Annotated in this window: 17 protein-coding genes, 1 tRNA gene and 1 pseudogene; 4 read left to right on the top strand and 15 right to left on the bottom strand. The window is 65.9% G+C overall.

All coding sequences use genetic code 11. From position 1 onward, the window contains the following. Positions 1-251 precede the first annotated feature (251 nt). The 7 genes from LGN19_RS00605 to LGN19_RS00575 form a co-directional block, all read right to left on the bottom strand. Positions 252-1127 carry an alpha/beta fold hydrolase gene (locus LGN19_RS00605; RefSeq protein ID WP_226212824.1) on the bottom strand — a complete coding sequence of 292 codons (876 nt, stop codon included), beginning with the start codon at positions 1125-1127 and terminating at the stop codon, positions 252-254. Between the two features lie 69 nt (positions 1128-1196). Continuing rightward, on the bottom strand, positions 1197-2453 hold the full coding sequence (gene mhpT, locus LGN19_RS00600; RefSeq protein WP_226212823.1) for a 3-(3-hydroxy-phenyl)propionate transporter MhpT: 1257 nt from the start codon (positions 2451-2453) through the stop codon (positions 1197-1199). Positions 2454-2542: 89 nt separating this feature from the next. Further along, positions 2543-3562, bottom strand: coding sequence for a 4-hydroxy-2-oxovalerate aldolase (gene dmpG, locus LGN19_RS00595; protein WP_226212822.1), 1020 nt, complete (start codon positions 3560-3562; stop codon positions 2543-2545). A 13-nt stretch (positions 3563-3575) separates the two neighbouring features. After that, a complete protein-coding gene (locus tag LGN19_RS00590) occupies positions 3576-4517 on the bottom strand; it encodes an acetaldehyde dehydrogenase (acetylating) (protein ID WP_226212821.1) in 942 nt (313 codons plus the stop codon). Positions 4518-4530: 13 nt separating this feature from the next. Next, positions 4531-5334, bottom strand: coding sequence for a fumarylacetoacetate hydrolase family protein (locus LGN19_RS00585; RefSeq protein WP_226212820.1), 804 nt, complete (start codon positions 5332-5334; stop codon positions 4531-4533). A 20-nt stretch (positions 5335-5354) separates the two neighbouring features. Beyond that, positions 5355-6314, bottom strand: coding sequence for a 3-carboxyethylcatechol 2,3-dioxygenase (locus LGN19_RS00580; protein ID WP_226212819.1), 960 nt, complete (start codon positions 6312-6314; stop codon positions 5355-5357). Between the two features lie 2 nt (positions 6315-6316). Further along, entirely contained in the window at positions 6317-8173 is a 1857-nt protein-coding gene (locus LGN19_RS00575) for a bifunctional 3-(3-hydroxy-phenyl)propionate/3-hydroxycinnamic acid hydroxylase (protein ID WP_226212818.1), read from the bottom strand. Between the two features lie 192 nt (positions 8174-8365). On the opposite strand from LGN19_RS00575, the gene LGN19_RS00570 reads away from it, so the two are divergent. Then, entirely contained in the window at positions 8366-9157 is a 792-nt protein-coding gene (locus LGN19_RS00570; protein WP_226212817.1) for a DNA-binding transcriptional regulator, read from the top strand. Positions 9158-9268: 111 nt separating this feature from the next. On the opposite strand, the pseudogene LGN19_RS00565 reads toward LGN19_RS00570, so the two are convergent. From LGN19_RS00565 to fdnG, 8 genes and pseudogenes are all read right to left on the bottom strand, one after another. Then, positions 9269-9538, bottom strand: a pseudogene (locus LGN19_RS00565) (alpha/beta hydrolase); the annotation flags it as partial. Positions 9539-9599: 61 nt separating this feature from the next. Next, positions 9600-9695, bottom strand: a tRNA-Sec gene (locus LGN19_RS00560). Positions 9696-9726: 31 nt separating this feature from the next. Continuing rightward, complete coding sequence (gene selB, locus LGN19_RS00555) at positions 9727-11652, bottom strand: selenocysteine-specific translation elongation factor (protein WP_226212816.1); 1926 nt, start codon at positions 11650-11652, stop codon at positions 9727-9729. Beyond that, positions 11649-13088, bottom strand: coding sequence for an L-seryl-tRNA(Sec) selenium transferase (selA, locus tag LGN19_RS00550; protein WP_226212815.1), 1440 nt, complete (start codon positions 13086-13088; stop codon positions 11649-11651). Before selA ends, selB begins: the two co-directional genes overlap by 4 nt. Before the next feature lie 75 nt (positions 13089-13163). Beyond that, a complete protein-coding gene (fdhE, locus tag LGN19_RS00545; RefSeq protein ID WP_174958433.1) occupies positions 13164-14099 on the bottom strand; it encodes a formate dehydrogenase accessory protein FdhE in 936 nt (311 codons plus the stop codon). 107 nt (positions 14100-14206) lie between these two features. After that, the gene (locus LGN19_RS00540; protein ID WP_039370262.1) at positions 14207-14833 is read right to left on the bottom strand and encodes a formate dehydrogenase subunit gamma; all 627 of its coding nucleotides are present in this window, start codon (positions 14831-14833) and stop codon (positions 14207-14209) included. After that, the gene (gene fdxH / locus LGN19_RS00535) at positions 14830-15744 is read right to left on the bottom strand and encodes a formate dehydrogenase subunit beta (protein WP_043177545.1); all 915 of its coding nucleotides are present in this window, start codon (positions 15742-15744) and stop codon (positions 14830-14832) included. Before fdxH ends, LGN19_RS00540 begins: the two co-directional genes overlap by 4 nt. A 10-nt stretch (positions 15745-15754) precedes the next feature. Then, complete coding sequence (fdnG, locus tag LGN19_RS00530) at positions 15755-18826, bottom strand: formate dehydrogenase-N subunit alpha (RefSeq protein ID WP_226212814.1); 3072 nt, start codon at positions 18824-18826, stop codon at positions 15755-15757. 141 nt (positions 18827-18967) lie between these two features. On the opposite strand from fdnG, the gene LGN19_RS00525 reads away from it, so the two are divergent. From LGN19_RS00525 to LGN19_RS00515, 3 genes are all read left to right on the top strand, one after another. After that, positions 18968-19903 carry a YihY/virulence factor BrkB family protein gene (locus tag LGN19_RS00525; RefSeq protein WP_226212813.1) on the top strand — a complete coding sequence of 312 codons (936 nt, stop codon included), beginning with the start codon at positions 18968-18970 and terminating at the stop codon, positions 19901-19903. A 404-nt stretch (positions 19904-20307) separates the two neighbouring features. Further along, positions 20308-21468: a porin gene (locus tag LGN19_RS00520; protein ID WP_122949248.1), complete on the top strand. Its 1161-nt coding sequence runs from the start codon at positions 20308-20310 to the stop codon at positions 21466-21468. 387 nt (positions 21469-21855) lie between these two features. After that, positions 21856-22329, top strand: a complete 474-nt coding sequence (locus LGN19_RS00515) for a VOC family protein (RefSeq protein WP_226212812.1) — start codon at positions 21856-21858, stop codon at positions 22327-22329. Positions 22330-22371: the final 42 nt, after the last annotated feature.

Genomic DNA, 22371 nt, shown 5'->3' with positions numbered 1-22371 from the left:
ACGAAGATCGCGCCCAGCGCATTCGACGTGGCCGGATCGTGCGCAACTACGCAGGATCATGGGCGGCCGCGCGAAAGACGAGCCGGCATCATCCCGTTGAACCGGACCACAACGCCCCCGAGGGGGGCCGCCGCGGAAGCGGCCGGAAGCGACCGTTGTGATCCGAATCGAGGCCAACGCGACGATCCGGCCGACGCGCTAGCCCCGGATCGGTGAAATGCCGTTCGAAAGCAGCGCCCGCATCGCTGCACTCAATGCTGCAGAAAGTCGACCACCATCCGGTTGAACGCGTCCGCGTGCTCCCACTGCGCCCAGTGTCCGCACCGATTGAACACGTGCAACTGCGCGTTCTGCATCCCGGCGAGCAACCGCAGCCCGATATCCACCGGTACGAAACGATCGTCGCGCCCCCAGATGACGAGCGTCGGCGCCGCGATTTCGCCCAGCCGAGGACCATAGTCGGTGAACTGTTTCGGATTGGCCGCGAGGCTCTTCACGAAGTTCTCGAGGTGATCGCGCCGCGCGAGCATGTTGTCGAGGCGTGCTTTCATCAGCTCGTCCGTCAGCGCGCTCGGGTCATAGACGAACACGTTCATCATCCGTTTCAGGTTCTCGATCGTCGGCTCGCGATACAGCCCCTGCAACAGCTTGATGCCTTCGGTCGGCATCGGCGCGAAGTTGCTCGGGCCGCCGGTGCCGCCGCCCATCAGCACGAGTTTGCCCACGCGCCCGGGATTGCCAAGCGCGAACGCGACCGCGCTATGCCCGCCCATCGAGTTGCCGAGAATATGCACGCGCTCGATATCGAGCACGTCGAGCAGCCCCTTCAGCACGCGGCCGTTGAGTTCGGAACGCGAGGACGTGCAGACGATCGGATCGCTCTTGCTCCAGCCCGGGCAGTCCATCAGGATCACGCGATAGCCGGCCGCGACCAGCGGCTCGACGTTGCGGTTGAAGTTCGCCCAGCCGCTCGCGCCAGGACCCGAACCATGCAGCATCACGACCGTCTCGCCGGTCGGTCCGGCGCCCGTGTCGTTATAGTGGATCCGCAATTCGAGATCGCCGTCCTTCACGCGTGCAAACTGGCTCGTCGACGCTTCCGTGATCGGTGATGTAGTCGCAGTCATGATGATGTCCTTTCCGAAAAAATGAATGATCTCGATCGCGGGCCGCACTCGCGCGGCCCGCCCGAATCGCTACACGCGCTGCGGCTCGCCCGTGCGCTGGCGCGCAAACGCGCCCACCACCGTCAACGCCGCCATCGCGGCGATCACGATCAGCGGGATGCTCGCCGACACCAGCATCGACGGGCTCTGACCGAGCGCGAACAACTGCCCTGCCACCAGCGGCCCCAAAATCGAACCGAGCCGCCCCACCGCGACGGCCGCACCCACGCCCGTGCCGCGCACTTCGGTCGGATACGCATGGCCGGCCAGCGCATACAGCACCGACTGGCCGCCGACGAGGAACAGCCCGCACAGCAAACCGCCGATCGCCATCGACGTCGCGCCGCCCGCGCTCGCCAGCGTGGTCAGCGCGACAGCGACGCCGACATACATGCCGATCACCGTGCCGCGCCGTCCAAAGCGGTCCATCAACGTCGCGATCGCGACGGCCCCGATACCACCGCCGATGTTGAACATCATCAGCACGACGTTGGCCTGCACGCCTGTCAGTCCGCGCGACAGCACCATCGACGGCAGCCAGTTCATCAGGAAATACAACACGACCAGCGTGCCGAGATAGCTGATCCACAGCGCGATGGTCGTACGCGCGCGGCCGTGTCGCCACAGCGCGTCGCTCACGCCGGGCAGGCCGGCGACATGGCCCGCCACGGTCGACCGGGTCGCCACGAACTGCCGCGACTCGTGCAGGAACATGCCGAGCAGCGGCACCATGACGAGCGGCCCGAATCCGCCGACGTAAAACACGTGACGCCAATTCGCATCGCCCGCGCTCGCGATGCCGATTACCGCGGCGATCGCCGCGCCGAACGGCATCCCGCAGTACATCGCGCCGACCGCGGTGCCGCGCTGCCGCGGGCCCGCCGCTTCCGAGCACAGCGCGATCAGGTTCGGCATCGCGGCACCGAGCCCGCAGCCCGTCATCAGTCGCGCAACGAGCAGGCTCTCGAAGCTCCAGACCTGCGTCGTCGCGAGCGAGAACAGGCCAAACATCGCGACCGACCACATCAGCACGCGCTTGCGGCCGAACCGGTCGGCCAGCCGGCCGCCGAGCGCGGCGCCCGGCAGCAGGCCGAGCGCGCCCGCGCTGAACGCCCAGCCCATCTGCGCGACGGCGAGCGAAAACTCCTTCGCCATGCGCGGGCCGGCCACCCCCGCCGATTGCAGGTCCAGCCCTTCGAGCAACGCAATCGCGAGGCACAACATGATCGTCGCGTGTCCCGTGCGTCCATGTCGCGCGGTATCGCCTTCCGTTCGTGACGTATTCATTCAAAGTCTCCAATGATTGATAGGCAGGCCGCTCTTGCCGGCGGCTGGCATGTATCGAACCGCGTCGTGCGCGGTCCTGCCGTCCGTTCCTATGCGGCCTCGCCACGCTTCTTCAGATCGAGCGCGACGTCGACGATCATGTCTTCCTGGCCGCCCACCATGCGGCGCTTGCCCAGTTCGACGAGGATGTCCACGGTGCTGATGTCGTACTTCTTCGCGGCGGCTTCCGAGTGACGCAGGAAGCTCGAATACACGCCCGCATAGCCGAGCGCGAGCGTTTCGCGGTCGACGCGCACCGGACGATCCTGCAACGGTCGCACGATGTCGTCGGCGGCATCCATGAGCGTGTAGAGATCGGTGCCGTGGTTCCAGCCCATCCGCTCGGCCGCCGCGATGAACACTTCGAGCGGCGCATTGCCGGCGCCCGCCCCCATTCCTGCGAGCGACGCATCGATCCGGTCGCAGCCTTCCTCCACGGCGACGATCGAGTTCGCGACGCCGAGCGACAGGTTGTGGTGCGCGTGCATGCCGGTTTCCGTTTCGGGCTTCAGCACCGCCTTCACCGCACGGAACCGCTCGCGCACGTCCGACATCGTCAGCGCGCCGCCGGAATCGACGACGTAGATGCAGGTCGCGCCGTAGCTTTCCATCTTCTTCGCCTCGACGGCCAGATTCTCCGGCGTCGTCATGTGGCTCATCATCAGGAAGCCGACGGTGTCCATGCCGAGTTCGCGCGCATATTCGATGTGCTGCTTCGAGATATCCGCCTCGGTGCAGTGCGTCGCGACACGCACGATGCGCGCGCCGGCGTCGTAGGCAGCCTTCAGGTCGTGAATCGTGCCGATGCCCGGCAAGAGCAGCGTCGCGATCCTCGCGTGTTCGACGACGTCCGCTACCGCCTCGATCCATTCGAGATCGGTATGCGCGCCGAAGCCGTAGTTGAAGCTCGATCCTTGCAGGCCGTCGCCGTGCGCGACCTCGATGCTGTCCACCCTGGCGCGATCCAGCGCACGTGCGATGTCCTGCACGTTCGCGATCGAATACTGGTGCCGAATGGCGTGACTGCCGTCGCGCAGCGTCACGTCGGAGATATACAGTTTCTTGCTCATCGCCGTTTGCTCCTTACGCGCTCACGCGCGCCTGCGCCATGCGTTCGGCGGTCGCGAGCGCGGCGGAAGTCATGATGTCGAGATTGCCCGCGTAGGCAGGCAGGTAGTGCGCGGCGCCCTCCACTTCGACGAACACCGACGTTTTCAGGCCACTGAATGTTCCCAGCCCCGGAATACGGATCGGTGCGCTCGCCGGAATCTCGTCGAACTGCACCTTCTGCTTGAGCCGATAGCCAGGCACGTACGCGTGCACCTTCGCGACGGTGTCCTCGATCGACGCCTCGATCTCCGCGCGAGACGCGAGGTCGGACAGCGTATAGACCGTGTCGCGCATCATCAGCGGCGGCTCGGCCGGGTTCAGCACGATGATCGCCTTGCCCTTCGCGGCGCCACCGACCACCTCGATCGCCTTCGACGTCGTTTCGGTGAACTCGTCGATGTTCGCGCGCGTACCGGGCCCGGCCGACTTGCTGCTGATCGACGCGACGATTTCCGCGTAGTGAACCTTCGCAACGCGCGACACAGCTGCGACGATCGGAATCGTCGCCTGGCCACCGCACGTGACCATATTCACGTTCGGCGCGTTGATGTGTGCGTCAAGATTCACGACCGGCACGCAGTACGGGCCGATCGCGGCGGGCGTCAGATCGATCATGCGAATCGACGGCTTGAGCGTGCGCAGCAGCGCGGCGTTGCGAACGTGCGCGCCTGCGGACGTCGCGTCGAACACGAAATCGATCTGGTCGAATACCGGAAGACGCGTGAGCCCTTCGACGCCTTCGTGCGTGGTCGCGACACCCAGTCGCGCGGCGCGCGCGAGACCGTCCGAGTTCGCGTCGATACCGACCATCGCCGCCATTTCCAGATGCCTGCCGTGACGGAGGATCTTGATCATCAGGTCCGTGCCGATGTTGCCGGAGCCGATGATCGCCGCCTTGAGTTTTTCGGAAGCCATACGAGTTCCTGAGTTAAGCCGTGAAAGTTGCCCGGACGCTGCCGAGCCCGTCGATCTGCGCGACATAGGTGCCGGCCTCGCGGACGGCGACCATCGGACCGAGCGCGCCGGTCAGCACCACGTCGCCGGCGCGCAGCGGCGTGCCGAGCTGCACCATCCGGTCGGCCAGCCACACGGCAGCGTTGAGTGGATTGCCGAGGCAGGCGGCGCCACTGCCCTTCGACAGCACTTCGCCATCGCGGGCCAGTGTCATCGCGCAGCCCGTCAGATCAAGCCGGGAAAGCGGCACCGGACGGCTGCCGACCACGAAGCGCGCGCTCGATGCGTTGTCGGCGACTGTGTCGACGAAGCGGATGTCCCAGTCGCGGATGCGGCTGTCCACCACCTCGATCGCGGCGAGCGCATAAGCGCTCGCGCGCAGGATGTCGACGAACGTGTGCCGGTCTTGCGTGAGGTCGTGATCGAGCACGAGCGCGATCTCCGCTTCGACCTTGGGCTGGATCAGTTGCGCGAGCGAAATCGGCGCCCCGTCGCCGCAAGCCATGTTCGCGAACAACGCGCCGAAATCGGGCTGGTCGACACCCAGCTGTGCCTGCACCGCGAGCGACGTCAGGCCGATCTTGCGGCCGACGATGCGCTCGCCGTTCGCGACGCGCCGGTCGACGTTGGCCTGCTGCACCGCGTATGCCATCGTCATCGCGTCGAGCGGGATGCCGCCCGCGGCGGCCTCGCCGCGCAGCGGCGCGATCGTGCTGAGCGACGCCTCGGCTTCGCGCAGTCGCGTGGCCAGTGTCGTCACAAGGTTCGAATCGGACATCGAGGTCTCCTGGAGTTCTGTCACGCCAGCGCCGCGACGGCGGTCGACGGCGTGGCGTGCATGGTGGCGAAACCCGCGATCCATTCGGGAATCGCGCGGTAGTAGTCAAGTGACGCGTGGTACGGGCCATACGCGGCGAGCGCGGCGAATGCGGCGACCCACGTGCGGATCTCGTGCGCGGACTTGCCGCCGTCGCGCGTGATCGCGTCATTGGTCACGCCGTCCAGCGCTGTCAGTTCGCCAGATGCGAGTCTGGCAAGGAACGCGCGATCCCATTCGGGATTGAGCGGATGCAGCGGACTGTCGCCGGCGGCAAACGAACGGGCGGCGGCCACGGTACGCGCCTGGCGCGCCGCGCGCGACTCGGCCGACGGATTGCGACCGGCGATCAGCCGCTCCGCCACTTCGGCCGTCGCGCCGATCAGTTCCGGTACAGGTGGCTCGTGCGAGATGCCGCCCGAGCCGACCACCAGCACGCGGCGGTCGGTGCGCGCGAGCTGGCGACCGATCGCATCGCCCAGCAAACGCGCGCGGCGCAGCGTCGCCATCGGCGGCGCGACGGAGTTGATGAATACCGGGATCACCGGATAGCGATCGAGTCCGCCGGTGAGTACTTCGAGTGCCTGCGCGCAGCCGTGGTCGACCTGCATCCGGTACGACAGCGCAACATCGACGTCGGCGGCCAGCACGCTTTCCGCCAGCCCGTGCGCGAGATCGCCCGGCACCGGCAACGTGCCGGCCAGGCTCTTGAAATCACCGATCGCGTCGGCGCGTGCGCCGATGCAGAACGGCGGCATCATGTCGTAGAAGAATCCGTTGAAATGATCGGGGGCGAAAACGACGATCAGGTCAGGCTGGAAGCGCTCGACACGTTCACGCGCGGCTCGGCCGATGCGCTCGACTTCGGCAACCACGTCGGGCGCCGGATCGAAATAACCGTGCAGCGGCGTATGGGACAGACATTCGAGATGAATCGGCATACTCATGCTCCTGCCGTGTATGTGAGGACATCGCGATCGCACACCGGGCCCTGCGACGATGGCGCGACGTCGCCGTGCTCGTGCCGCGCGCCCCCCGTCATGCCGAGCTTTTCCGCTAACGCGACAATCGCCGAGGACACCTGCTGTGGCGCACATACGCCCGCAACGAAACGATCGGGACGCAGCAGCACGACCGACTCCGGCAGACGGGTGAACCAGTCCTTCAACCGGCCCGTCTCGTCCCCGATCGCGAGCACGTCCGAGGGCACGTCGTCGGCGTAAGCGAGCTGGGCGTCCGGCTTCGCGATCACGAAGCGGCCACCGATCCGCGCCCACAACGCACGCGCCTGCGGCGTCATGCCGAAGGTCGGATCCGCGCCCCAGCCCAGCAGGACGAAACCGGTGCCGATCGCGTCGTCGAGCAGCACGGTGCGGCCCTCGGGCAGCCGCACGCGGGGCTGGATGAACATGCGCCCGACCGGCGACGCGGCAAACGGATCGCGACCGTACGCGAGCCGGCCGATCAAGGAATCGCGCTTTTCGCTCATCAGGCCGAGCAGCCGGCCCGGTGCGGAATTGCCCGATCGTTCGAGCACGCGGGCAAGCCAGCCACGCCTGGGGGCATGCGCGGGCAGCAGTACCGCGCCCGCCTCGTAACGCGGCATCGGCTTGAAGCGCATTTCGACGAAGTAGCGCTTCACCGCCGGGAACAGGGTCAGCGCACGCACGAAGGTGTCGCGAAAGCGCGCGCCGAAACGTGTCGTCGGCGCGAATATATCGCCCGCCACTTCGGAAAGATGGATCATCGAACGCGCATGCGCGCGGCGCTCGACGGTATAGGTTTCGAGCAGCCGGCTGTCTGCCAGCCCCCGCGCGACCATCGCGAGCTTCCAGCCGAGATTGTTCGCGTCGCGGATTCCGCTGTTGTAACCCTGCCCCTGCCACACCGGCATGATGTGCGCGGCGTCACCCGCGAGCAGGATGCGGCCCACGTGAAACGTCGACGCGAGACGCGCATTGTGCGTATAGACGCGCTTGCGGATGTAGTCGACTGCATCCGGATCCGCAACCACCTTGCGCATCAGTGCAGCCATGCTCTCTGGTTTCGACAGTTCTTCCTCGGTCTCGCCCGGCATCACCATGAACTCGAAGCGGCGAATGCCGTGCGGCAGCGCCGCCGACACGTACGGCCGTTCGTGATCGCAATGCAGATAGATGTGCGGCGAGCCGATCGGGTCGTTGCGCACGTCCACGACGATCCACTGGTTCGGCTTCGTGCGCCCTTCGAACGGCACGTTCAGCACGCGGCGCACGAAGCTGTTTCCGCCGTCCGCGCCGACCATGTACGCCGCGCGCACGGTCCGGCGTTCACCGTCCGCATCGTCCACGTCGATGCTGACGCCGTCGGCGTCCTGCGTGAACGATGCAACGCTGTGTGCGAACAGCACCTGGACGTGCGGGAAACGCGCAAGGCCTTCGTGGAGCACGCGATCCGCGAGCGGCTGGATGAACGCGTTGCGGCGCGGCCAGCCGAATTCGTCAGTGCGCGGCTCGATCGATGCGAAGCAGTGACCGTCCTTCGTCACGAATCGCATCCAGTGATCGGGCGTCGTGTGCGGCACGAGTTCATCGACCAGGCCGATCGACTGGAACACGCGCAATGCTTCGTCATCCAGACCAATGGCGCGCGGGTAATCGATGATCCGTTCGAGCTTCTCGATCAGCGTGACACGCACGCCCTGAAGGCCCAGAATGTTGGCGATCATCAAGCCGACCGGGCCTGCGCCGATGATTGCGACGTCGGTGGAAAGCGGGTCGGGCCGGTCGCGATGCATGGCTGGACTGGGTGAGGGATTCATGTGTCTCCTTCCTCGTGCGACTCGGTGGTCGCTGCGTATGCTGATGGATTCCGGCCGGGGTACTTCGCGGGTTCCGTGGCGCGTCGCGTGGCGGCGGGATGGAGGCAAGTCTAGGGAGCTGCAGACGCGTGCTCAACAATTTCAACCAAATGTGCAAGGAATGCACGTCGTTGATTTTTAATACATTTTCCGATGAGCAAGTACGCAAATGTCCGAGGATTGTCGCGCGGCCTGCAGGTGCTGCAGGCCCTCAATGCGCTGGAGAACGGTCGCGCGACGAGCCAGCAGCTGAGCGAAGTCACGGGGCTGCACCGCACGACCGTGCGGCGGTTGCTAGAAACGCTGGTGGAAGGCGGATTCGTGCGGCGCAGCGAGTCGGACGACACGTTCCGACTGACGCTGCGTGTGCGCACGCTGAGCGAAGGGTTCACCGACGACGAACACATTGCAACGGTCGCGCCGCCGATCATGGCCACGTTGCTGCAGCGAATCGTGTGGCCGTCTGACCTGACGACGCCGGACGGCGATTCGATGATCATTCGCGAGACGACTCATCGGTTCAGCCCGCTGTCATTTCATCGTTCGATGGTCGGGCGCCGACTCCCCATGCTGCTGACGGCATCGGGCCGCATCTACTTCGCGTCGTGCCAGGACGCGGAGCGCGAGGATATTCTCGACCTGCTGCGCACCGGTGCTGGTGGTGAACAACAACAGCGGCTCGCGTCGGACGACGCATTCATCCGCAATCTCGTGCGGCGAACGCGCGCCGATGGTTTCGGATCGAACCATGGCGATTGGACCGAACAACGCAAAATCGGCTCGCTCGCCGTCGCGGTCAGCGCGCATGATCGAGTGATGGCGGCGCTGAACGTGATCTACCTCGAACACGCGATCAATCCAGCGGAGGCCGTGAAACGCTTTCTGCCTTCGCTGCAGCGCGCCGCACAGGAAATGACGAGCGCGCTCGATGCACCGGGGAATTAGCAGGTGGTGGTAGCTAGCCGATACGCCGCTATGACCCTAGGCCCGCAAGAATGTCGCAGATCACATCGGCGGAATTTGCTCGCCAGTGTGCCGGCCGGAGAGATTCGGCCCGCCGTAACGCGTGGACACAAAAAAGATTCCCTTGGCCTGATCGAGGCGCCGCCGCACAACAACCTCAGCACGACCTATAAGCGGTACGCACAAATCCGTTGCCCTCTCGTTTTGCAGCCCCTTCGTCTTGTGTTTTGGAATAGTCCACCAGCGGCCGCCAGCTTCCTCCGCCGCCTCGGTTCTCTCCATTGCGACGATCTCGCCGCCTCTCGTACCGGTCCAAAGATAGAGCGTCAACGCGTCAGCAACAGGCAAGCTGAAAATCGGCAATTAAAATCAGCGCTCTACAGGACGTCTTCGGAAGATATCGGAATGAGCTGGAAGCCTTGACTGGCGGAAGGCAGCAGGAGTCGAACCTACCCGGGAGTGTCTGACACCCCCAACCGGGTTTGAAGCCCGGCCGTACCACCGGATACGAATGCCTTCCGTGGGGAAAAAGCCAAAAGAACAACGAGCGCCTACGCCTGATTACCCGCCCAACCGCTGTCAGGCCGCAGGAAGTGAAGATCGCGGTGGAAGCGAGTATACCCAACCCGATCGAAGAACTCGAGAATCTGGATCGCGCGCTTGCGGCCGAGCCCCGTCGCGTCACGGAACGTCGCGGCATCGAGCCCGCCGCCGCGTGAAGGCGCGAGATGCGCGATCAGTTCCGTCAGCTCGCGCACGACGTCCGCGTGATAGAACAGGTCGCGCACGACCTGGTGCACGTCACCGCGCCGCGCGAGCTTGCGCAGCAAGGTCCGCACCGCGTCCTCGGCCGCGCCCGTGTCGCGGGCCAGGTCGCGCACCCACGGCGGATCGAAGCGCCCCGCAAGAAGCAGCGGCAGCAGTTGCCGCGCCAGCGCTTCCTCGCGCGGCTCGAGACTCACCGCATGCGATGGCAGGTGCAGCCACGGCCCGCTTCGCGCGACTTCGCCGCCGGCCACCAGCGCATCGACGAGCGCGCGCCACAGCGCATCGCCGGCGAGCGGCGCAGCCATCCGCCGCAGCCGTGCGGCGTCGAGCCCCTGCTCGTCGGGCATGCGCTCGTGATACGCACGCAGCGTATCGATCGCCCGGGTCTGCAACGCACGCCAGTGCGCATGCGCAATCACCGCGCCGTCGTTCGACGCGGCGTCGCGCTGCCCGATCGCGAGCGCGTCATCCGGCAACGCCAGCGCGTTCGGCGCAAACCCCGTCAGATGCGTGAGCATCGCGCGTGGAATGCCGAGCGGTGCCTGCGCGAGCAGCGCATCGAGACGGCCTGCGTCGAGCCATTCGGCCAGCGCGTCGAGCCACGCGCGGCGCTCGGGCGTCCGACGCTTGCGCGCCGGCCCGAACGGGTCGAGCACGCGGCCGCCGCCGACCGTGCGCGTCGCCTGCGGATTGCGGACGATGAACCGGTCGCCCGGCAACGCAAACACCGGCTCGTCGAACACAAGTTGCACGCGCATCCGCTGGCCAGGCGCGAGCGTGTCGCCGTCGAGCAGCGCGACATGCGCGACGCGATGCAGCGTGCCGAGATGCACGTGCAGCGGCGCCCAGTGCGTCAGCGTGAGCCCCGCATCCTCGAGCAGCGTCAGCTCGACGTCGAGACGCGGCGACGTCGCGACGAGCCGCGCATCGGCGACGGTGTCTCCCCGCTCGACATCGGCCTTGTCGACCCCGGCCAGATTCAGTGCGCAACGCTCGCCCGCGCGGCCGGTCTCGACAGGCCGGTTCTGCGCATGGATGCTGCGCACGCGCGCCGCGCCGCCCGTGCGCACGATCGCGAGCGTGTCGCCGGTCGCAACGCGGCCCGCGAACGCGGTGCCCGTCACGACGGTGCCCTGCCCCGCGAGCGTAAACACGCGATCGACCGCGAGCCGAAACAGCCCGTCGTCGCGGCGCGCGCGCCACGCGATCGCCGCGTCGGCCAGGTGACGCTTCAACGCGGCGACGCCCGGATCGTCCGCGGCCGTCGCGCGTGTTTCGAAGATCGGCACGCCGGCGAGCGTCGAGTCGTTCAGCCACGTGGCGATTTCGTCGCGCACTTCGGCCACGCGCGCGGCGTCGACGCGATCGCACTTCGTCAGCGCGACGGCGCCATGCGTGACGCCGAGCAGCTGCAGGATCGCGAGATGCTCGCGCGTCTGCGGCATCACGCCGTCGTCGGCGGCAATCACGAGCAGCGCGAAGTCGATCCCGCACGCGCCGGCCGCCATCGTATGAATCAGCTTCTCGTGGCCCGGCACGTCGATCAGGCCGAGCACATCGCCGTTGTCGAGCGGCGTATACGCGTAGCCGAGTTCGATCGAGATACCGCGCGCCTTCTCTTCCTTCAGGCGATCGGTATCGACGCCCGTCAGCGCACGCGCCAGCGTCGTCTTGCCGTGGTCGATGTGTCCGGCGGTACCAACGATCATGCTGCGTTCCCTGCGGGTGGCACGCACTGTGCGACGAGCACTGCCTCGTCAGCGGCTTCGAGGCAGCGCAGGTCGAGCCGCAGCGCGTTGTCGGCCACGCGGCCGATCACCGGGCGCGGCCATTCGCGCAGCCGTTTCTCGAGTTGCGCCAGCGCACGGCCGCCGCGCTTGCCGTCCGCCGTGCGCACGACGAGCCCGGCGCTCGGCAACTGGTCGACCGGCAGCGCGCCGCTGCCGATCTGGCTGAACATCGGCTCGACCGTCACGTCGAAACCGCTGCCGAGCGCGGCCTGCAGCGCCGGACGCACGCGTTCGGCGGCTTCGGCGATCTCGCGCTGCGGGCGCGTCAGCAGGCGCAGCGTCGTGAGCCGGTCACGCAGGAACTCGGGTGACTGGTAAAGCCGCAGCACGGGCTCGAGTGCCGCGAGCGTCAGCTTGCCGACGCGCAGCGCGCGCTTGAGCGGATGTTTCTTGATCTTCGCGATCAGCGCGCGATCGCCGACGATCAGGCCGGCCTGCGGCCCGCCGAGCAGCTTGTCGCCGCTGAACGTGACAACGTTTGCGCCGGCGGCGACGGTTTCCTGCACGGTCGTCTCGTGCGGCAGGCCCCATTGCGACAGGTCGGCGAGCGTGCCGCTGCCAAGATCGACGGCAACCGGCAGCCCGTGCTCGCGCGCGAGCGGCGCGAGTTCGGCGAGCGTCGCTTCCTTCGTGAAACCGCTGATCGCGTAATTGCTGCAGTGAACCTTCATCAGCAGCGCGGTGCGCGGGCCGATCGCGTCCGCGTAGTCGCGCAGGTGGGTGCGGTTGGTCGTGCCGACTTCGCGCAGCTTGGCGCCGGCGCGGCTCATGATGTCGGGAATACGGAATGCGCCGCCGATCTCGACCAGCTCGCCGCGCGACACGACGACTTCCTTTTTCGTCGCCAGCGCCGACAGCGCCAGCAGCACGGCCGCCGCATTGTTGTTGACGACGGTCGCCGCCTCGGCACCCGTCAGTTCGCACAGCAGATCGTCGATCAGGTCGTCGCGATCGCCGCGGCGGCCCGTGGCGAGGTCGAATTCGAGGTTGACCGGCCGCGTAAGCACGTCGACCACCGCGCGCACCGCGTCGTCGGGCAACAATGCGCGCCCGAGGTTCGTGTGCAGCACGGTGCCGGTCAGGTTGAACACGGCGCGCACCGCACCCGCGCTCTGCGCGGCCAGCGTGTGCGCGACGGCCGCGGCGATGCGCGGTTCGTCGAGCGGCTCGGCCGCTTCCGGATCGTGCTGCGCGGCGGACCGCCAGCGTTCCAGCTCGGCACGCACCGCGTTCAGCACGCGCGTGCGGCCGTAGTCGGCGAGCAGCGGTTGCAACGGCACCGACGACAGCACGCGCTCGACCGACGGTACGCGTGCCAGCACGGCATTCAGTTCATTCAAACCCGGTTCGGTCACGTCGTGGTGGCTCCAGTCTCATGCTTCGCAGTCGGCCGAAGCCGGCGCTCGCGCACCGCCTCCGGCCCCGTGTCGTCAATCCGCTTCCCGCGACACATCCGGCCACAGCAGCGGATTCGGCGAACTGCGCTGGTAGCCGGCCTCGTTCATCAGCAGGTCGAGCGTGAGACTCGCGAGATCGTCCGCCAGCGGCTCGAACTCGTAGTCCTTCTCCTGATAGCCGATCTTGCGATAGGTCTTGCATTCGTCGCACGATTCAGCCTTGACGGCTTCGCTGCCGCCCTCGATCCCGTGATACGCGATGCCCTTCGTCGAATCGCAGTGCGAGCACTTCGTGCGCACCATGTGCCACTCGGTCGTGCACAGCCCGCATTGCAGGAAACGGTAGCCCTGGTACTGTCCGCCAACCCGCACGACGCTCGCGACCGGATGCGTGCCGCACACGGGACACAGCCCCGGCTGGTCGAGATACGGGATGTCGGCCGGCGACACGCGGCTGGCGAGATCGGTCCAGACCACCTGCAGCGCGGCCATCAGGAACGGCGCGGTGGCCGGGTCGACTTCGGCGAAGCGCAGCGCGAGGATCGCGTCGGCCTGCGCGTCGAGTTCGGCGGGCGCCATCAGGCGCAGCCGGTCGAGCAGCTTCGCGAGTTGCGGGTTGACGAGCCCCGCGCCTTCGACGCGGTCGAGCAGTTCGTACAGCACGGCGCGCCAGCGCGGATCGCGCTGGCCGTCGAGCGCCGGCACGAGCGGCATCGAATGCTGCTGCGCGCGCGCGATCGCTTCCTTCGACGGCAGCGGCAGTTCGAGCGTTTGCAGTGTCGCGTGCTGCGCATCGGCGACGGTGGCCATCAGCCGCAGGTAGCCGCTGATCGGGTTCAGGTCGGCCAGCTTGCGCAGCCGCGCGGCGCGGGCCGAGAACGCGGTGGCGCGCTCCGGCAGGCGAAAGCGCGGGATGGCCGAATGATCGAGTGCCGAGATCTCGGTCGGTTCGAGAATGCGTTGTGTCACAGAAATGTCTTCCAAATAAACAAGCGCCGACAAGTCGGCGCTTCAGGCGGTTCCGACGGCTGACGGGCCGGCCCGCCGCGCTCGGCGAGCCGCCCCGCTCCGGTGCGTTACTTCACGCTTTCACGGAACCACTTCGGGTGATGCTTGCGAGCCCAGCCCAGCGTGACGGTGCCGCGCACCATCGCGCCGATCGAGCCCTTCACCCACAACGCCGCGTAAATGTGCACGATGATGCTCGCGATCAGCACGAAGGCCGCCACGGCATGCACGACAGCGGCCGCGCGGATCACCCCGATCGGGAAGTAGAACGAGAAGTAGCGCCGCCAGATCACGACTCCCGACAGCAGGAGCAGCAGCAGGCACGCCACCAGCGTAAAGAATAGCAGCTTCTGCCCGGCGTTATAGCGCCCGACCGGCGGCAGCTTGTCTTCCTGGTTGGTCAGCACGTCGCCGATCTGCTTGAGCCACTGCCGGTCGTCCGCGTCGAGCGCGTTGTGGTGCCAGAAGCGCACCACCAGGATCGCGAACGACACGAACATCACGAGGCCGACGAACGGATGCAGGATCCGCGTCCACTGGCCGCCGCCGAACAGCGCGGTCAGCCAGAACATCGACGGATGAAACAGCGCGAGCCCGGACAGCGCGAGCAGCACGAACGTGATCGCGGTGATCCAGTGGTTCGTGCGCTCGTTCGCCGAGTAGCGGACGATCAGGTTGGGGTCGTCGTGTTTCATTTCGCGTCCTCCTTGATGCGTCGCGCCTCGTCGCGCGCGGCCGATTCCTCTTCGTCGCTCACCTCGTTCGGACCCACCCGGACATAGTGGAAGAACCCGGCGAGCGCGGTCAGCGCGATACCGGCGACCGCGAGCGGTTTCGCGATCCCCTTCCACAGCTTCACCATCGGGCTGATCGACGGGTTGTCGGGCAGCCCGTGGTACAGCGACGGCTTGTCCGCGTGGTGCAGCACGTACATCACGTGCGTGCCGCCGACGCCCTGCGGATCGTACAGCCCCGCATGCTCGAAGCCGCGCTCCTTCAGGTCCTCGATCCGCTCGGCCGCGTGCTGCTTCATGTCCTCCTTGGTGCCGAACACGATCGCGCCCGTCGGGCAGGTCTTCACGCAGGCCGGTTCCTGGCCGACCGCGACGCGGTCGGAACAGAGCGTGCACTTGTACGCGCGATGATCCTTCTTCGAGATCCGCGGAACGTTGAACGGGCAACCGGTCACGCAATAGCCGCAACCGATGCAGTTCTCCTCGTGGAAATCGACGATCCCGTTGTTGTACTGCACGATCGCGCCCGGCGACGGACACGCCTTCAGGCAGCCCGGATCCTCGCAGTGCATGCAGCCGTCCTTGCGAATCAGCCACTCGAGGTCGCCCGCCGGGTTCTCGTATTCGGAGAACCGCATGACCGTCCACGAATGCTCGGTCAGGTCGGCCGGGTTGTCGTACACGCCGACGTTGGTGCCGACCTCGTCACGCAGGTCGTTCCACTCCATGCATGCCGTCTGGCATGCCTTGCAGCCGATGCACTTCGATACGTCGATCAGCTTCGCGACACTTCCGGTCACCGGTTCGCGCACCGTGGGCGGTGGCGTCGTGGTGGCCGAGACGCGCTTGATATCCAGCGATTGCAATGCCATCTCTTCCCCCTTACGCCTTTTCGACCTTCACCAGGAACGACTTGAATTCCGGTGTATAGGAGTTGCCGTCGCCCACGGACGGAGTCAGGGTATTGGCGAGATAGCCGGGCTTCGTCAGACCCTTGAAGCCCCAGTGCAACGGGACGCCGACCGTCTGGACCTTCTTGCCGTCGACCGTCAGCGGCTTGATCCGCTTCGTGACGAGGGCGACCGCGATGATGTAGCCGCGCTTGGACGACACCTTCACGCGCTCGCCATGCGCGACGCCGACTTCCTTCGCGAGGTCTTCGCCGATCTCGACGAATTGCTCGGGCTGGATGATCGAGTTCAGCCGCGCATGCTTGGTCCAGTAGTGGAAGTGCTCGGTCAGCCGGTACGTGGTCGCCACGTGCGGGAAGTCCGCCACCTTGCCGAACGACGCGCGGTCGTCCGGGAACACGCGGGCAGCCGGGTTGTTCAGCGCCTGCGGGTTGTTCGGGTGCAGCGGGTTCGCGTCGAGCGGCGTCTCGAACGGCTCGTAGTGCTCGGGGAACGGACCTTCGTTCATCCCCGCGCGGGCGAAGAAGCGCGCGACACCTTCCGGATTCATGATGAACGGCCCCATCCCGTTTTCCGGCGATTCGTCCGCCTTGAAGTCGGGAATGTCGGCCCCCTTCCACGCGCTGCCGTTCCAGCCGATCAGCATGCGGGTCGGGTCGAACGGCTTGCCGGCGACGTCGCACGAAGCGCGGTTGTACAGGATCCGCCGGTTCGCCGGCCACGCCCACGCCCAGTTCAGCGTCTGGCCGATGCCGGTCGGGTCGGCGTTGTCGCGCCGCCCCATCTGGTTGCCGGCCTGCGTCCATGCACCGCAGAAGATCCAGCAGCCGCTCGCGGTCGTGCCGTCGTCCTTCAACTGCGCAAACGCGGCCAGCTGCTCGCCCTTCTTCACGAGCGCCTTGGACGGATCCTTCGGGTCGGGCAGATCGGCGAGCGCCTTCCCGTTGAACTCCATTGCAAGCTCTTCGGGTGTCGGGCTTTCCGGGTTCGCATACGGCCAGGTCAGGTTGACGATCGGATCCGGATACTTGCCGCCGTCGGTCTGGTACATCTTGCGCATGCGCAGGAACAGCCCCGACATGATCTCGAGGTCGCTACGCGCCTCACCCGGCGGCTCCGCGCCCTTCCAGTGCCATTGCAGCACGCGGCTCGAACTCACGAGCGAACCGTTTTCCTCCGCAAAGCACGTGGTCGGCAGACGGAACACCTCGGTCTGGATCTTCGATGAATCGACGTCGTTGTAGTCGCCATGATGCTTCCAGAACTCGGACGTCTCGGTCGCGAGCGGATCCATGATCACGAGCCACTTCAGCTTCGCGAGGCCGGCTGCCGTCTTCACCTTCGACGGCGACGCCGCAAGCGGGTTGAAGCCCTGGCAGATGTAGCCGTTCATCTTGCCGGCATTCATCAGCTCGATCACCTGCAGCAGGTCGTACTGCTTGTCCAGCTTCGGCAGGTAGTCGTAGCCCCAGTTGTTCTCGGCGGTCGCCGCGTCGCCCCACCAGGACTTCATGAAGCTGACGTGGAAGGCCTTGTAGTTCTTCCAGTAGCTCAACTGGTTCGGCCGCAGCGGCAGCTGCACGCGCTTCTTGATGTAGCCGTCGAAATCCTGCTCGGACTGCATCGGCAGCGTCATGTAGCCCGGCAGCAGGTTCGACATCAGCCCGAGGTCGGTCAACCCCTGGATGTTCGAGTGGCCGCGCAGCGCGTTCATCCCGCCGCCGGCGATGCCGATGTTGCCGAGCAGCAGCTGCACCATCGCGCCGGTGCGAATCATCTGCGCGCCGATCGAGTGGTGGGTCCAGCCGAGCGCGTACAGGATCGTGCCGGCGCGGCCGGGAACGGCGGTGGTCGAGAGCATCTCGCACACCTTCAGGAATTTCTCCTTCGGCGTGCCGCAGGTCTGCTGGACCATGTCCGGCGTATAGCGCGCGTAGTGCTGCTTCAGCAGGTTGTACACGCAACGCGGATGCTGCAGCGTCGGGTCGACCTTCACGAAGCCGTCGTCGCCGCGCTCGTAGTCCCAGCTCGATTTGTCCGGGTACGCGTGCTTCTCCGCGTCGTAGCCGGAATAGATGCCGTCGTTGAACGCGAAATCCTCGCGCACGATGAACGAGAAGTCCGTGTAGTTCTTCACGTACTCATGCTGGATCTTGTCGTTCGTCAGCAGATAGTTGATGACGCCGCCCAGGAAGACGATGTCGGTGCCGGTACGGATCGGCGCGTAGTAGTCGGCCACCGAGGCCGTACGCGTAAAGCGCGGGTCGACGACGATCAGCCGCGCCTTGCGGTGCGCCTTCGCCTCCGTCACCCACTTGAAACCGCACGGATGGGCCTCGGCTGCATTGCCGCCCATCACGAGAATCACGTCCGCGTTCTTGATGTCGACCCAATGGTTCGTCATCGCTCCACGGCCAAACGTCGGGGCAAGACCTGCCACCGTCGGGCCATGTCAGACACGCGCCTGATTGTCGAATGCGAGCATCCCGAGACTGCGGATGGTCTTGTGCGTCAGGTAGCCGACCTCGTTGCTGCCCGCCGACGCGGCCAGCATGCCGGTGGTCAGCCAACGATTGACCTTCGCACCGTCTTCCGCCGTCTCGACGAAGTTCGCGTCGCGGTCGGCCTTCATCAGCTTCGCGATGCGGTCGAGCGCGTCATTCCACGAGATCGGTTCCCACTTGTCCGAGCCGGGCGCACGATACTCGGGGTGCGTCAGGCGGCTCGGGCTGTGGATGAAGTCGATCAGGCTCGCGCCCTTCGGGCACAGCGTGCCGCGATTGACGGGGTGATCCGGATCGCCCTCGATGTGGATGATGCTCGGCTGCGCATTCTTCGCGCCGTCTCCGAGGCTGTACATCAGGATGCCGCAACCCACTGAACAGTAAGGACAGGTGTTGCGCGTTTCGACTGTGCGCGCCAGCTTGTACTGTCGGACTTCGGCGAGCGCTTCGGATGGAGAGAAGCCCATCAGGGCTAGACTCGATCCGGCAAGCGACGTAGCCGTCACCTTCAGGAACTGGCGCCGGGACATTTGTAGCATGGCGGTCTCGGCGGTATTGTGGGGGTGGGGAAACTGAAAGGAATTATAGACAGTTCGCGCAACTATGTTCGAATCCTCGGATCAATACTGAATTGTCTGATTACCCACGATGATCCGCGTTCCGCGCGCAACCGAACCGTCATGAAACGACAGATCACCTCCGAAGCCACCCGTCTCGCGCAACAACAGGCCAACTGGGCCCTCACCGCGTTCAAGCGCTTCTCGTCCGACCGCTGCTCCGCGATGGCCGCGGGCATCGCATTTTTCTCCGCGTTCTCGCTCGCGCCGATGCTCGTGATGGTGATCGCGGTGGCCGGCTGGTTCTACGGCGACGATGCCGCGCGCGGCCAGGTGTTCGAACAGGCGCACCAGTTGATCGGCAACGACGCGGCGGCCAGCATCCAGACGATCGTGCAGAACGCGCACCGCGCGGGCGAGCGTGGCGGCCTCGCAACCTTGATCTCGTTCGCCGCGCTCGCGATCGGCGCGTCGGCCACCTTCGCGTCGCTCAGCGCCGCGCTCAGCGTGATCTGGCCGGCCACCGAAAGCCGCTGGTCGAGCATGCTCGGGCTCGTGCGCGTGCGGCTGATCTCGTTCGGGCTCGTGCTCGGCGTCGCGTTCCTGCTGATCGTATCGCTCGTGCTCGACACCGCGATCACGTTCGTCGGCACCTGGCTGCTCGGCAATTCGCCGTATGTGATCGTCACGAACCTCGTGCAGTTCTTCGTCGGCATTGCGGTGCTCGCGGCCGCGTTCGCGTCGTTGATGAAGTTCCTGCCCGATGCGCGCGTCGCATGGCGCGACGCCGCGATCGGCGGCATCGTGTCCGCGATCCTGTTTTCCGGCGGCAAGAAGCTGTTCGCGCTGTACCTCGCGCATGCGGGCACCGCCAGCGCATTCGGCGCGGCCGGATCGTTCGCGGTCCTGCTGATGTGGCTGTATTTCTCCGCGATCGTGCTGCTGCTCGGCGCGGAATTCGCGGCGGCGCGCGGCAACGCGCATCGGCTCGCCGGCACCACCGCACCGGCCGCTTCTGCGCAAGCCGATCGCCCCACCGATCGCCTGCGCGACGACTGACTCGCCCCTTTCGCCGCACCGCCGCACGACCCCGCACACCTGTCCGCCTCGTTGCAACCACGCTGCCCGCCACGCATCCGCGTGGCGTTGATGCGTTCTTTACATGACCGCGCAATCGCCGCCGCAATCGCAAACGTTTGCCAGCCTTTGTTTTTGTGCGCCAATACGCCGAAATCGGCGAGATGCTGCCGTGTGCATCACCTGTTGAAACAATCGCGCCGCAGCAATTGTCAACTATTTCAAAAATAGGAACAGTTGTTGATGTGCTTGATATATATGGACTTTTTCACGCTGTTACCTTTTCGAGACACTTTATTTTTTAAGCTTTCTTGCGTCTATGGCACTGAGCTATTCTCCAATCCGCAACAAATAACGATGAATCACTTGCGTGGAGAAACTCAACGATGAAGAAACTTGCTCTCTCGACCCTCTCGCTCGCCCTGCTGGGCGCCGCCGGCGCTGCTCAGGCACAGTCGAGCGTGACGCTGTACGGCGTGATCGACACGTCGATCACCTATGTTCACGGTAACGCAGGTCAAGGCAACAATTCGTGGTCGATGGGTAGCGGCAACCTGCAAGGCAGCCGTTTCGGCCTGAAGGGTTCCGAGGACCTCGGTGGCGGCCTGAAGGCGATCTTCCAGTTGGAAAACGGCTTCAACTCGGCATCGGGCGCACTGGGCCAGGGTGGTCGCATGTTCGGTCGCCAGGCATTCGTCGGCCTGCAAAGCAACCAGTACGGTACGGTCACGCTGGGTCGTCAATATGACCCGCTCGTCGACCTGGTTCAGGCAGTCACGGCTGACAACTACTTCGGCAGCGTGTTCGCCACGCCGGGCGACGTCGACAACAACGACAACAGCCTGCGCGTCAGCAACGCAGTGAAGTACACGTCGCCGGTCTGGGCAGGCCTGCAAGTCGAAGCCATGTACGCATTCGGCGGTGTTGCCGGCGCAACCGGCAGCGGCCAGACGTGGTCGGCAGCAGCAGCCTACAACAACGGCCCGCTCGGCCTGGCTGCTGGCTACTTCCACGCCAACAACTCGGCTCCGATCACCGCCGGCACGCGTTCCGGCTGGACCGGCTCGTCCGACGCAATCTTCGACGGCGATCCGGGCACGACGTTCATCAACAACGCATTCACGTCGTCGTCGTCGATCGGCATCGCACAAGTGGCCGGCCAGTACGCATTCGGCCCGGTGACGGTCGGCGCCGGCTACAGCAACGCACAGTACAAGTCGGATGGCAGCTCGGCGTTCGGCACGAACCAGAAGTACAACACCGGTCGCGGATTCGTGACGTACCAGGCATCGGCACCGCTGCTGCTGGGCCTCGGCTACATCTACACGAAGGGTAGCGGCGACAACAACGCCAAGTACCATCAGGTTTCGCTGGGCGCGGACTACTCGCTGTCGAAGCGCACGGACGTCTACCTGGTTGGCGCGTACCAGCACGCAAGCGGCAAGAACGCGGACGGCAGCGATGCGCAAGCGTCGATCGGCTCGTACGGTATCGCCGGCAAGAGCTCGCAAGAGCTGGTCGCACTCGGCCTGCGCCACAAGTTCTAAAAACGACGTACCCGGCGTGCATGGCGTCTCCGACGCCTTGCCGCCGAACTGGAAAGCCAGTCATCGGTTTCGGCCGTGGCTGGCTTTTTTTTCGTCCGTCGCCAGCGGGCCCACACGGCCTGCAGCGGCCGACGGTCGATTGCCGAACCGATGCACGTCCATCGGCCGGCAGCGGCGCCTGACGGCTGCCATGCGCCGGAAACGCGCTTTTCCGAGGCCGGGTTCCCTCGCTGTGTGCGCGCCGGACGACTACCATCCGCACTGTCGGTGCCACCGACCCGGCGCGACGGCCGTTCGCCCCGGCGTGTCGATTTCGACGGCCTTCATCCGTCGTATCGAGGTCGGCACGCGATGTGCGCCCCGGCCCATACAGACAGGAGATTCGCCATGACGATTCAGAAGATCACGCCCTTCCTCTGGTACGCGGCGGAAGCCGAAGAAGCCGCCGGCTTCTATGCGGGCATCTTTCCGGATTCGCGCGTCGTGCGCGTCACGGCGGTGCCCGGCACCGACGGCACGCGGATGGTCGAATTCGAGCTGTTCGGGCAGCCGTTCTTCGCGATGAGCCACCCGCGCACCGAGACGTTCAACCACACGATCTCGCTGCTGGTCAGCTGTGCCGACCAGGCGGAACTCGACCGCTACTGGAGCGCCCTGCTCGACAACGGCGGCACGGCCGACGCCTGCGGCTGGCTGAGAGACCGCTATGGCGTCTCGTGGCAGATCGTTCCGGAAGCGCTGATCCCGATGATGTCCGACCGGGACACGGTCAGGGCCGCGCGCGTGGCCGCCGCGATGATGCAGATGATCAAGCTCGACGACGCCGCGCTGAAGGCCGCCTATGCCGGTACGGCGGGCTGACGAAGCACGCCGCGCGGCGACAGCGCCTGCGCGATGACGCAC

Origin of the sequence: Burkholderia sp. AU30198 (assembly GCF_020419825.1) — a bacterium.
In the GTDB taxonomy this organism is placed as follows: domain Bacteria; phylum Pseudomonadota; class Gammaproteobacteria; order Burkholderiales; family Burkholderiaceae; genus Burkholderia.
This window is presented reverse-complemented; position numbering and strand designations above follow the sequence as displayed.

Excerpts from the sequence above, each read along its gene's own strand:
- dmpG (WP_226212822.1), bottom strand. The coding sequence starts at position 3,562 with ATGAGCAAGAAACTGTATATCTCCGACGTGACGCTGCGCGACGGCAGT.
- LGN19_RS00570 (WP_226212817.1), top strand. The coding sequence starts at position 8,366 with ATGAGCAAGTACGCAAATGTCCGAGGATTGTCGCGCGGCCTGCAGGTG.
- LGN19_RS00590 (WP_226212821.1), bottom strand. The coding sequence starts at position 4,517 with ATGGCTTCCGAAAAACTCAAGGCGGCGATCATCGGCTCCGGCAACATC.
- LGN19_RS00585 (WP_226212820.1), bottom strand. The coding sequence starts at position 5,334 with ATGTCCGATTCGAACCTTGTGACGACACTGGCCACGCGACTGCGCGAA.
- LGN19_RS00605 (WP_226212824.1), bottom strand. The coding sequence starts at position 1,127 with ATGACTGCGACTACATCACCGATCACGGAAGCGTCGACGAGCCAGTTT.
- LGN19_RS00520 (WP_122949248.1), top strand. The coding sequence starts at position 20,308 with ATGAAGAAACTTGCTCTCTCGACCCTCTCGCTCGCCCTGCTGGGCGCC.
- LGN19_RS00515 (WP_226212812.1), top strand. The coding sequence starts at position 21,856 with ATGACGATTCAGAAGATCACGCCCTTCCTCTGGTACGCGGCGGAAGCC.
- selB (WP_226212816.1), bottom strand. The coding sequence starts at position 11,652 with ATGATCGTTGGTACCGCCGGACACATCGACCACGGCAAGACGACGCTG.
- mhpT (WP_226212823.1), bottom strand. The coding sequence starts at position 2,453 with ATGAATACGTCACGAACGGAAGGCGATACCGCGCGACATGGACGCACG.
- LGN19_RS00525 (WP_226212813.1), top strand. The coding sequence starts at position 18,968 with ATGAAACGACAGATCACCTCCGAAGCCACCCGTCTCGCGCAACAACAG.
- LGN19_RS00540 (WP_039370262.1), bottom strand. The coding sequence starts at position 14,833 with ATGAAACACGACGACCCCAACCTGATCGTCCGCTACTCGGCGAACGAG.
- fdxH (WP_043177545.1), bottom strand. The coding sequence starts at position 15,744 with ATGGCATTGCAATCGCTGGATATCAAGCGCGTCTCGGCCACCACGACG.
- LGN19_RS00575 (WP_226212818.1), bottom strand. The coding sequence starts at position 8,173 with ATGAATCCCTCACCCAGTCCAGCCATGCATCGCGACCGGCCCGACCCG.
- LGN19_RS00580 (WP_226212819.1), bottom strand. The coding sequence starts at position 6,314 with ATGCCGATTCATCTCGAATGTCTGTCCCATACGCCGCTGCACGGTTAT.